The organism is Streptomyces virginiae (assembly GCF_040638905.1).
Classification (GTDB): domain Bacteria; phylum Actinomycetota; class Actinomycetes; order Streptomycetales; family Streptomycetaceae; genus Streptomyces; species Streptomyces virginiae_B.
The window spans coordinates 93,607-101,007 of sequence record NZ_JBEZYV010000012.1 but is presented as its reverse complement, the minus strand read 5'-3'; the positions used below and the strand labels follow the sequence as shown (position 1 = coordinate 101,007).

Annotated in this window: 6 protein-coding genes and 1 pseudogene; 4 read left to right on the top strand and 3 right to left on the bottom strand. The window is 73.1% G+C overall.

The genetic code is table 11. The annotated features are described in order from the left end of the window. Both AB0F82_RS19200 and AB0F82_RS19195 read right to left on the bottom strand, forming a co-directional pair. A pseudogene (locus AB0F82_RS19200) lies at positions 1-418 on the bottom strand (hypothetical protein); the annotation flags it as partial. Positions 419-757: 339 nt separating this feature from the next. Next, positions 758-2,128, bottom strand: coding sequence for a transcriptional regulator (locus AB0F82_RS19195; protein WP_356815086.1), 1,371 nt, complete (start codon positions 2,126-2,128; stop codon positions 758-760). Positions 2,129-2,350: 222 nt separating this feature from the next. Between AB0F82_RS19195 and AB0F82_RS19190 the strand changes: the two genes are divergently transcribed. The 4 genes from AB0F82_RS19190 to AB0F82_RS19175 all read left to right on the top strand — a co-directional run bounded on the left by AB0F82_RS19190 (position 2,351) and on the right by AB0F82_RS19175 (position 6,282). Continuing rightward, positions 2,351-3,031 (top strand): bifunctional DNA primase/polymerase, encoded by a 681-nt coding sequence (locus AB0F82_RS19190; protein WP_362629026.1) that lies wholly within the window; start codon positions 2,351-2,353, stop codon positions 3,029-3,031. 123 nt (positions 3,032-3,154) lie between these two features. Further along, positions 3,155-3,997, top strand: coding sequence for an ABC transporter ATP-binding protein (locus AB0F82_RS19185; protein WP_362629210.1), 843 nt, complete (start codon positions 3,155-3,157; stop codon positions 3,995-3,997). Further along, on the top strand, positions 3,994-5,694 hold the full coding sequence (locus tag AB0F82_RS19180) for a transporter (protein ID WP_362629023.1): 1,701 nt from the start codon (positions 3,994-3,996) through the stop codon (positions 5,692-5,694). Before AB0F82_RS19185 ends, AB0F82_RS19180 begins: the two co-directional genes overlap by 4 nt. A 42-nt stretch (positions 5,695-5,736) precedes the next feature. Beyond that, complete coding sequence (locus tag AB0F82_RS19175; protein WP_362629020.1) at positions 5,737-6,282, top strand: contact-dependent growth inhibition system immunity protein; 546 nt, start codon at positions 5,737-5,739, stop codon at positions 6,280-6,282. Between the two features lie 74 nt (positions 6,283-6,356). On the opposite strand, the gene AB0F82_RS19170 is transcribed toward AB0F82_RS19175, so the two are convergent. Then, positions 6,357-7,232, bottom strand: coding sequence for an alpha/beta fold hydrolase (locus AB0F82_RS19170; RefSeq protein ID WP_356815095.1), 876 nt, complete (start codon positions 7,230-7,232; stop codon positions 6,357-6,359). Positions 7,233-7,401: the final 169 nt, after the last annotated feature.

Here is a 7,401-nt window from a genome sequence, read left to right as displayed (position 1 = left end):
CCGCGGGGACGGGCGGGATGTACTGCGTCGCGGCCTCGTCGTGCCCAGGGGCCGCGGGCACGGGCGGGATGTACTGCGTCGCGGCCTCGTCGTGCCCAGGGGCCGCGGGCACGGGCGGGATGTACTGCGTCGCGGCCTCGTCGTGCCCGGGGGCCGCGGGCACGGGCGGGATGTACTGCGTCGCGGCCTCGGGCAGCGGCGGATAGCCATAGCCGTGCGGTGCACCGGGGCCCTCGTAGCCGGGCCCGACCACGTGGCCGGGCTCGGACGCCGGTGCGGGGTACGCCTGCGGGTAGCCGTATGCGGCCCCGGGGTGCGCCTGCTGCGGCTGTTCCGGGTACGCCGGATAACCGGACGCCGGGTCCGGATCCCACGGGGCACCAGGCTGCGGTGCGCCCCCTTGTCCGCTCTGCGTCACCGGGACTCCTTCTCCGACTCGCCCGACCGTACGGAACCGTCCGGCAACGCTACCTGCTCGCGGGACGGAGCGGGGGCGGGGCCCGGGGAGCCGGGGCCGGGGGCGGGGTGGGGTGTCGTCCGGGACTGCATGATTTATGGCGCCCTGGGGCGGATCGGCCGTACTGGCTCCTACCGCGCCAACACATCACGTTTCACGTCCCGGCCAACACCCCACCCCATTTCCGACCTCGTTCCGTCCCCTATTCAGCCCCGCCGCACCATCCAGCCCCGCCGGCGTTTGAGGCGCGGGGTCCGGGCGGAGCCCCGGTTTGGTGCCGCTGGCATTCGGGGCAGACGGTCAGGCGACTCGGGCGGCGAATTCCCGGACCGCCGCCTCCTCCCGGTACGGCTCCAGCCGGGCCCTGAAGTCCACCAGGTACTCCGCCCCCCGGTTCGAGCGGAGGCCCTCCAGCAGTTCCGCCGCCTGCGTGGCCGTCTGGCAGGCCTGCTCCACCTCCCGCTGCTGCACCTGCGCCGCCGCCAGCAGCAGCAGTCCGATGGCCCGGCGGCGGGCCTTGCCCGCCGGGAGCCCCCGCAGGGCATCCTGCGCCTGCCGGGCCGCCGCGTCCCCCTGCTCCAGGTCCCGGTGGCAATGGGCCAGCTCGTCCGCGAGGTACGCCTCGTCGAAGTGGCGGATCCACACCGGGTCGTCGCCCGACTCCGGCTCCGCCCGCTCCAGCGCGCTCACCGCCCGCGCGGACAGCACGCCCGTCGCCCGGCCGTCGCCCAGCAGCGCGTGCCCGCGCGCCTCGGCGGCGTAGTACATGGCCTCGACCCGCGGAGTGACCTGCCCGCGGGTCCCCTCCTGGGCGGCCCGCGCCAACTGCGCGATCTCCCGCGGGTTGCCGAGCTCGGCGGCGAGGTGGCTCATGGACGCCGCCAGGACGTAGCCGCCGTACGCCCGGTCGCCCGCCGCCTGCGCCAGCCGCAGCGCCTGGATGTAGTAGCGCTGCGCCAGGCCCGGCTGGCCCGTGTCGACCGCCATGTAGCCGGCCAGTTCCGTCAGCCGGGCCACCGCCGCGAACAGGGCCCGCCCGACGGGTTCCCGGTAGGAGCCGCCGATCAGGCCGGACACCACCGAGTTGAGGTAGTGCACGACCACCGGCCGTACGTGGCCGCTGCCGAAGCGGTGGTCGAGGTCCTTGAGGGCTTCGGTGGTCGCCCGTACCGCCTCGACGTCCGACATGCCGACCCGCGAACCGCCGCTGCGGGCCACCTGGGTGTCGGCGCCGGTGATCAGCCAGTCGCGGCTCGGCTCGACGAGCGCCGACGCGGCCACGCTGGAGCCCACCAGGAAGTCGCGGCGGCCGACGTCGCTGCGCCACAGCTCGCAGACCTGCTCGATCGCGCCGATGACGGTCGGGGAGAACTGCAGGCCGACGCCGGAGGCCAGGTTCTTGCCGTTGGCCATGCCGATCTCGTCGATGGTGACGGTCCGGCCGAGTTTGCGCCCGAGCGCCTCGGCGATGATGCCGGGGGCCCGGCCGCGCGGCTGCTGGCCGCGCAGCCAGCGCGCCACCGAGGTCTTGTCGTAGCGGAGATCGAGGCCGTGTTCGGCCCCGCACATGTTCACGCGCCGGGCGAGCCCGGCATTGGAGCACCCGGCTTCCTGGATGAGCGCCTGCAGCCGTTCGTTCGGCTGGCGGGCGACGAGAGGCCTGGCTGCCATGAAAACCCCCTGCTGACCGCGGGTGATCCGTTGGAATGATCACTTCCCGCCTGATGTGCGGAGAATCTTCCGCTCTGCGTCGTGTCGCTACCCAGCAACAGCGCCCCGGCCTCCTACGCGCCCCCACGCATGCATCAGTGCGCCCCGTATGCAGGATCGATGCTCCGCCCGCACGCTGGTTTACGCCCGTAACCCCGGGTGATCCGGGCAGTTGTGATGGGCGTGGAAGAGACCATGGGAGTCACGGAGACCGCACCCATCCCCAAGCAGCGCGGCGAGCAGCTGCTGGACCATGCCGTGCGGTACGCGGAAGAACGGCACTGGGATGTCTTCGCCGGCACCTGGTTGGAGCCCGGGGACGGCCGGGAGCTGTGCTCCTGCGGGGCCGCGGACTGCCCGGTGCCCGGCGCGCACCCGGCGGTCAAGGACTGGGCGGCGCACGCCACCGGCAGTGCGGTGCAGGTGCGCCGGGTCTGGGGCAAGCACCCGCAGGCGTCGATCCTGCTGCCGACGGGCCGGACCTTCGACGCGCTGGACGTGCCGGAATCGGCCGGCTTCCTGGCGCTGGCCCGGCTGGAGCGGATGCAGCGCACCCTCGGGCCGGTCACGCTGACGCCCGACCACCGGATGCTGTTCTTCGTGCTGCCGGGCGCCGGCGTCAAGGTCGCGGACCTCGTGCGCACGCTGGGCTGGTCGCCGTCCGCGCTCGACCTGACTGCCCGCGGGGAGGGCGAGTACGTGGCCGCCCCGCCCACCCGCTTCGGCGGGCGGGGCGCGGTCCAGTGGGCGCGCCGCCCCACCCCCGCCAACCGGTGGCTCCCGGACACGGAGGAGCTGATCGATGCGCTGGCGTACGCGTGCGGCAGCGAGGCGGCGGCGGAACGCAAGCGGCGCCAGGGGTGAGCACGCTCCCACGCGATGACGATGCGTCCGGAAACTCATGACATAAGTAACTGATGAGGCCTCTCCCCCTCCTCCTATCGTGAAGGAGGAACGACCAAGGGGGACGCGATGAGAGGCAGGCGCATGCCGGACCAGGGCGATGCGACGGGTGGAACGTACGGGACGGATGGTGCGCGAACCGCGCCGTCCGCCGTGCGCGTGGAAGGTCTGTGGAAGCGGTTCGGCGAGCAGGTGGCCGTCGCCGGCATCGACCTGGAGCTGCCCGCGGGCAAGTTCGTCGGCCTCGTGGGGCCGAACGGCGCGGGCAAGACGACCACGCTGTCGATGGTGACCGGGCTGCTGCGCCCCGACATGGGGCGGGCCGTCGTCGCGGGGCACGACGTGTGGGCCGACCCGACCGAGGTCAAGGCGCGGATCGGCGTACTGCCGGAGGGGCTGCGGCTCTTCGAGCGGCTGTCGGGGCGCGAACTGCTCGGCTACATGGGCCGTCTGCGCGGACTGCCCGGCGATGAGACCGACAAGCGGGCGACGCAGCTGCTGGAGATCCTCGACCTCGCCGGTTCGCAGCACAAGCTGGTCGTCGACTACTCGACCGGCATGCGGAAGAAGATCGGCCTGGCGGCGGCGCTGCTGCACAACCCCGAAGTGCTCTTCCTGGACGAGCCGTTCGAAGGCGTCGACCCGGTGTCGGCACAGACCATCCGCGGGGTGCTGGAACGTTACACCGCGTCCGGTGCCACGGTCGTCTTCTCCTCCCACGTGATGGAGCTCGTCGAGTCGCTGTGCGACTGGGTGGCCGTGATGGCCGCCGGCCGGATCCGCGCCGCGGGCCCGCTGGCCGACGTACGGGGCTCCGCACCCTCCCTGCAGGCCGCCTTCCTCGAACTGGTCGGCGCGCACGGGCGTGACGCGTCCGGGGACTCGCTGGACTGGCTCGGCGGCAACTCCGGGGCGGTCACGCGATGAGCGCGCCCGCCGCCTCCGCCGGGGCCTCCGGTACGTCGGGTGCGCCCGCGGGGGTGTCCGGCGCGGCCGGGATCGCCGCCGGACCGGCCGCCGCCTCCGCGGCGCCGCTCGCACTCACCCCGATCTTCGTCCGCATCAAACTGTCGCTGCTGCGCAACGGCCTGAAGGGCTCCTCGAAGCGCAAGGCCGCCTACTTCTCGACGCTGGCCTTCGCGCTGGTGGTCGGCTTCTTCATGACGCTCGGCCTGGGCCTGCTGCACGGCCACGCGCACGCGGGCACGGCGGTGGTCCTGCTGGCCGCGATCCTGGCGCTCGGCTGGGCCTTCATGCCGCTGTTCTTCCCCACCGGGGACGAGACGCTGGACCCGAGCCGGCTGGTGATGCTGCCGCTGCGGCCGCGTCCTCTCGTAGCGGCCCTGCTCGCGTCCTCGCTCGTGGGCATCGGGCCGCTGTTCACGCTCTGCCTGGCGGTCGGCTCGGTGATAGCCGTCGCGCGCGGCGCCGCCGGCGCAGTGGCCGCGGTGGTGGCCGTACCGCTCCTGCTGCTCGGCTGCGTGGTCCTCGCGCGGGCCGTGGCGACGGCCAACGTCCGGCTGCTGACCAGCCGCAAGGGGCGTGACCTGGCGGTGCTCAGCGGTCTGGTCATCGCGGTGGGCGCGCAGCTCGCCAACTTCGCCAGCCAGAGCCTCTTCCAGTCGGGCGGCCTGTCCGCGCTGGAGCCCGTCGAGGCGGTGGTGCGGTGGCTGCCGCCGGCGACCGCCGTCGGCATGGTGGACTCCGTGAGCGAGGGCGCGTACGGCCGGGCGGCCGCCCAGCTGGTGCTGACCCTGGCCGCGCTGGCCGGCCTGCTGTGGTCCTGGGAGCGCAGCCTGACCCGGCTGATGGTCACCCCGGACGGCTCGACGATCTCGGCCTCCGGGCCCGTCAAGGACCGCGGTGGCGTCGGCGGCGGCTTCTGGTCGCTGCTGCCCTCCGGCCGGACGGGCGCCTCCATGCAGCGCACCCTGCGCTACGTCGTGAGGGACCCGAAGACGAAGTCGGCCTGGGTGACCGCGCTGGCGATCGGCATGATCGTGCCCGTCGCCAACGCGGTGCAGGGAACCGGATCGGTCTACCTCGGCAGCTTCGGCGCGGGCATGCTCGGCGTCCAGATGTACAACCAGTTCGGGCAGGACACCTCGGCGTTCTGGATGGTCGCGCAGACCATCTCGGGCACCCGCGACGCGTACGTGGAGCTGCGTGCCCGTGCTTTCGCGCTGGCCCTGGTCACCCTCCCGTACACGGTCCTCGTCACGGTGGTCACCGCCGCCCTGCTGGACGACTGGCAGGGCTTCCCCGCGGCCGTGGGCATGGCCCTCGCCCTGCTGGGCTCGATGCTGTGCACCGGGGCTCTGGCCTCGGCCCGCTTCCCGTACTCGATCCCGACGGAGGGCGCGTTCAAGAACGTCGCCCCGGGGCAGGGCGGGCTCGCCTGGGGCGGGATCCTCGGCGGGATGCTGGCGTCGGCGCTGGTGTGCGCGCCGGTGATCGCCCTGGCGGTATGGCTGAACACGGCCGAACACCGGGACGTGTCCTGGGTGGTGCTCCCGGTCGGCGTGGCCTGGGGCTGGCTGGCGGCCTGGGCGGGCCTGCGGCTCGCGGCGCCGACGGTGGCGCGCAAGCTGCCGGAGATCCTGTCGGCGGTGAGCAAGGGCTGACGTCGCCGGCCGCAACGCTACGGGCCGGCCTCCGCTCCCCTGGTGGGGGTGGAGGCCGGCCCGTTGCGTGGTTTGCGGGGCGCCAGGCGGACCGGGGCGCTCTGTCGGTCGGAGCAGCAGCTGCGCGATTACGCGCACAACCCGCCGGGTCGACTGCGCCGACGACTCGGCGAGTTCTACCCGGTTCCGGACGTCGGCCTGCCTGAGGCGTCGATCCAGAGGTGGCTCCTCCTCCTCGCCGACCACATCAAGCAGAGCATCGAGGGCGGCGAGGGTCCTCGCCCCTCCGTACTACTGCCCGAGACCCGCTGGGAATGGCACGCACGCTTCCCCGAACTCGGCCAGTTCCTCGGTGGTTGGTTCTCGCAGGACATGGCGGACGAATTCAGCGACCACGCGGCAGCCATCCGCGACTACGACGGCGCTACGGACCGCAGTCTCGTGGCCCGCCTCGTCGGCGAGATCCGCGAACTGCTCGCTCTCGGGCTGGACGAAGACGAACACGCCCTCGCCGTGGCGGAGCTGGGGATGGAGCTCGACCCGCCGACACAGCATTCGACGGGGCAGCTGGCTTGCTTCCGTGGCTGACGGACTGAGCGGCTTCCGACCGGAGTACGCGTAGCCGTCCGGACAGGTCGCTCTCCCACTCCGTCGGACCGGTGTCAGGAGGTGTGGGCCGGGATGTCGTCCAGGAAGGGCTCCAGGACGGCGCGCCAGGCTGTCGGTTGGTCGTAGTGGAGGTAGTGGCCGGCGTCGGGGATCTCCGCGTAGCGGCCGGCCGGGAGGACACGGACCATCTCCTGGGCCTCGGCGCGGCCCAGTTCGCCGTCCAGGCCGCGGACCACCAGGGTCGGGCAGCGGACCTGGGCCAGCTCCTCCCAGTGGGCGTCGTGGACCCAGGTTTCGCGGGCCGTCAGCATCTGGCGGCGGGAGAAGAGCGGGCGCCAGCCGTCCGAGGACTCGTGCATGACCTCGGCGAAGAAGGCGCCGCGGCCGGGGTCGGGGCGCTCCACGCGGGGGTCGTCCTCGCCGAACCAGCGGCGGGCGGCGTCCTGGGTGGGGAAGGGGAGGGGCCAGAGGTGGAACCAGTCCTCCCACTCGCGTTGGGAGGCAGCGCCGAGGGCCGAGGCGCGCATGTCGCAGATGACGAGGGCCGCGACCAGGTCCGGGCGGCGGGCGGCGAGCTGCCAGGCGGTGAGGGCGCCCATGGAGTGGCCGATCAGGGTGACGGGGGCGAGGCCGAGCTGTACGACGGCGGCTTCCGCGTCGGCCACGAAGGCTTCGCGGCCCAGGGTGGTGTGCGGGGCCGCACCGGCGGGCGGGCGGGCACTGTGGCCGTGGCCGCGCTGGTCCAGGGCGACGACGCGGCGGCGTTCTCCGAGCCAGTGGGCGGTACCGGCCCAGTGTGAGGCGCGGCCCATCAGCCCGTGCAGTAACAGCACGCCGGGGCGGGGGTCTGCTCCGGGGACCGGTTCTCGGAACTGCCAGGCGGCCAGCCGGACACCTTCGGCCCCTGTCACATCGATGCGCTGTACCACCGCAGATGCACCCCCTTCGCTCCCCGCCAGCCTATCGAACCCCCATTCGAAAACGGGGTTCTCGCCCACAACACCGCTCTTTCGAGTGACCTTGCTCAAGGATTGACCGCCGCTGCCGATGGAGATCCTTTCAACAGGGAGCGGGCCGCTCGGGGAAGACGGTCCGTGG

Coding starts and splice junctions, on each gene's coding strand:
- AB0F82_RS19185 (WP_362629210.1), top strand. CDS start 3,155: ATGCCGGACCAGGGCGATGCGACGGGTGGAACGTACGGGACGGATGGT.
- AB0F82_RS19180 (WP_362629023.1), top strand. CDS start 3,994: ATGAGCGCGCCCGCCGCCTCCGCCGGGGCCTCCGGTACGTCGGGTGCG.
- AB0F82_RS19195 (WP_356815086.1), bottom strand. CDS start 2,128: ATGGCAGCCAGGCCTCTCGTCGCCCGCCAGCCGAACGAACGGCTGCAG.